This window comes from Verrucosispora sp. SN26_14.1, assembly GCF_004307965.1.
In the GTDB taxonomy this organism is placed as follows: Bacteria; Actinomycetota; Actinomycetes; order Mycobacteriales; family Micromonosporaceae; genus Micromonospora.
In genome coordinates this window covers 1-2383 of the sequence record NZ_SISL01000661.1, presented here as the reverse complement: position 1 = coordinate 2383, position 2383 = coordinate 1, and the positions used below count along the sequence as shown (strand labels likewise).

Here is a 2383-nt window from a genome sequence, read left to right as displayed (position 1 = left end):
CCGCGGCGGAGTCCCGGCCGGGTCGGGCCGCGGCGGCGTTGCGCCGGTGTCAGGGGCTGCACGAGGACGATCCGGCACCGCTGCGCGAGGCGGTCGCGTACTACCGGTCGGTCGGGTCCCCGGTCGAGTTGACCGGCACGCTGGAGGACCTGGCGGCGGTACTCGCCCGGCGCGGCTCGGCGGCCGAGGCGAGGACGCTGCTGGGCGAGGCGGTCGACGGGTACGACGGCCTCGGCGCGGTCTGGGACGTGCGCCGGGCCGAGCGGCGGCTGCGGCGTCTCGGTGTCCGTCGGGGTGTCCGGGGTCCCCGGCCGGCCCGCGCGCAGGTCGGCTGGGAGGCGCTCACCCCGACCGAGGCGCGGGTGACCGCGCTGGTGGCGGAGGGGCGGTCCACACCGGACATCGCCCGGGAGATGTACCTGTCACGGCGTACCGTGCAGACCCACATCTCGCATGTCCTCGGCAAACTCGGCGTGCGGAGCCGGGTCGAGATCGCCCGCGAGGCGCTGCGCCGGGAGGCGGTCTCAGGCGCCGAGTCCTGACCCTGTGACGCCGCCGAGATCGGTATGCGTCAACTGACTGATGTCTACGCGCGGTGATCGGCGCAGCATCTGTGGTGGGCACGGCGACCGATGGGGGACGGAGGAGTTCCGGAAGATGAGGTATTCGAGCCATCAGCCGCTCCGGGGACGGGCGGTCGAGGAACCGGGGTCGACCGCTGCGCAGCCGTCGGACGCCGCACCGCTCGTGGTCCGCTGTTTCGGCGGGTTCCATCTGGAGATCCCGGGGCGGCGGCTGGAGTGGACGACGGTACGGCCGAGGGTCCGCGCACTGCTGCGTTTCCTGGCCGCCCACGGTGGTCGGCCGGTACACCGGGAGACCATCCTGACGGCGCTCTGGCCGGAGCTGCCGGTCGGGTCCGGCATCCGCAACCTGCACGTCGGCGTCTCCACGTTGCGGGCGTTCCTCGAACCGGGCGTACGGCGCGGCGAGTCCCGGTTCGTGCGTCGGGACGGCGAGTCGTACCTGTTGGACCTGCCGCGCACCGCCCGCTGCGACGTGCGGTCGTTCGAGCACGCGGTGGCGGTGTGGCGTCGCGACGTGGGCGCGGGGCAGCGGGGCGTCGCGACGGCGGCCCTGCGGGAGGCCCTCGCCCAGTACACCGGTGACCTGCTGCCGGAGGACGGGCCGGCGGAGTGGGTGGTGGCCGACCGGGACCGCTACCGCACGTTGGCGGCGGAGGCGGCGGCGACACTCGCCGCGCGCGAACTGGAGGCGGGCGACCTCGCCGGGGCGGCTGCGGCGGCCCGACGCGGGCTGGAGATCGACGGGTTCCGGGACGACGCGTGGCGGGTGCTGGCCGAGGCGCACCAGCGCTCCGGGGACACGGCTGCGGCGGCGCGGACGCGCTGCGCGTACGACCGGGTGCTGCGCACGCTCGGGGTGCCCGAGTCGGCCCGCGCGGCCTGAGCCCCCGCGCGGCCTGAGCCCCGCACGGGCATCGGGTGCCGTGCGGGGCGACGCGGCACGCTCAGGGGCGGCGGAAGAACTCCACCTCGGCGATGGCGGTCCGACGGCCGGCGGCGCTGCCGTAGCTCTCCCGGACGGTGAGGCGTACCCGCACCACGTCGTCGACGACCTGGTGGAAGGTCTGCGGGCCGGCCTGGTCGCCGAGCTGGAGCGTCCGGGTCTCCGAGGTGCCGCCGCCGGTCCAGAGCGTCAGTTCCAGCACCGCCGGGCGGGCCTGCCGCAGGAACACGTCCCGTTGCGCCGAGACGCCGGAGTGCACGATCAGGTCGAGCAGCCGGAACGGGGAGGCGAAGGTGAGTTCCACGTACTCTCCGGCACCGGTGCCCTCGGCGGTGGGGGACCAGTAGCTGTTGCTGAGTCCGTCGACGACCGCCTCCGCCGGGTGACCGCCCGCCTGACTCGACGCCTGGACCGACACCGGGCTCACCGGCTGCGGGTCGGCGAGCCGGTCCCGTACGGCGTCGCCGGCCTGGGGACCGAAGCGTGTCACGCCGTACGCGAGCCCGGCGAGCAGGGCGACGACGAGCAGCAGGGCGGCGAGGCGGCGTACCAGACCCGCGACGCCGGAGCGGGGCCGGAACATCCAGTTCGCGGCCCGGAGCACGGCTCGGCGCAGGCGGCGCCACCACGACTCCCGTCCGGACGGGCCGGTCCGGGCGTCGAGGGCGCTCCCGCACCGTCGGCAGAACCTGCGGCCCGGCGGGTTGCCGGTCCCGCAGACCGGGCAGACGACGTCGCCGGCATCGTCCTCGGTCGACGGTGGGCGTTCCCGGACGACGGGCCGGCGGGTCGACGGGCGGCCCGGCTGGACCGCCTCCACCACCTCCGCCGGGGGTGTCTCTTTTACACATCT

General features: G+C 75.5%; 3 protein-coding genes. 2 read left to right on the top strand and 1 reads right to left on the bottom strand.

The genetic code is table 11. The annotated features are described in order from the left end of the window. Both EYA84_RS30565 and EYA84_RS30560 read left to right on the top strand, forming a co-directional pair. Positions 1-542 (top strand): helix-turn-helix transcriptional regulator (locus tag EYA84_RS30565; protein ID WP_131057687.1); only part of this gene is annotated, 542 nt, incomplete at its 5' end. 115 nt (positions 543-657) lie between these two features. Continuing rightward, positions 658-1470: a BTAD domain-containing putative transcriptional regulator gene (locus EYA84_RS30560; protein WP_161595076.1), complete on the top strand. Its 813-nt coding sequence runs from the start codon at positions 658-660 to the stop codon at positions 1468-1470. Between the two features lie 61 nt (positions 1471-1531). On the opposite strand, the gene EYA84_RS30555 is transcribed toward EYA84_RS30560, so the two are convergent. Further along, the coding region (locus tag EYA84_RS30555) for a zinc ribbon domain-containing protein (protein ID WP_236146052.1) at positions 1532-2383 on the bottom strand (852 nt) is incomplete at its 5' end.

Bases quoted from the DNA above. Each gene is read 5' to 3' on its own strand.
- EYA84_RS30560 (WP_161595076.1), top strand. From the start codon at position 658: ATGAGGTATTCGAGCCATCAGCCGCTCCGGGGACGGGCGGTCGAGGAA.